1 protein-coding gene is annotated in these 513 nt (G+C 62.2%); it reads right to left on the reverse strand.

Annotation, left to right across the window (positions count from 1 at the left end):
- On the reverse strand, nt 1–513 hold a 513-nt coding region (locus tag AC1DT3_RS23930), incomplete at both ends, for an ABC transporter ATP-binding protein (protein ID WP_477467626.1).

A 513-nucleotide genomic window follows, 5' to 3' on the forward strand; every position in this document is an offset into this window, starting at 1 on the left:
AGAGGTCAAGCGGCGCGCCGACCTGCTCGATACGACCGTGATTCATCACGACGATCTTGGACGCCAATGTCATGGCCTCCACCTGATCGTGGGTGACGTAGATCATCGTCGCCTTCAAGTCGCGGTGGAGCTTGGCGATCTCCAAGCGCGTGTTGACGCGCAAAGCGGCGTCGAGATTGGATAGCGGTTCGTCGAAAAGAAAGACGCTGGGCTCCCGCACGATGGCACGCCCGATCGCGACGCGCTGTCGCTGACCGCCCGACAATTCCCGCGGCTTGCGGTCGAGGAGAGCGGAAAGCTTGAGAATCTCCGCCGCCTGCCGGACGCGACGATCGACTTCCACCTTGTTGGTCTTGGCGAATTTCAGGCCGAAGGCCATGTTCTTGTAGACCGACATGTGCGGGTAGAGCGCGTATGACTGGAAGACCATCGCGATCTTGCGGTCGGCCGGCGGCATCTCGTTCACGCGGCGACCGCCGATCCGCAATTCGCCGGCGGTGACGGGTTCCAGTC

It is taken from the genome of Microvirga sp. P4_G7 (genome assembly GCF_056401005.1).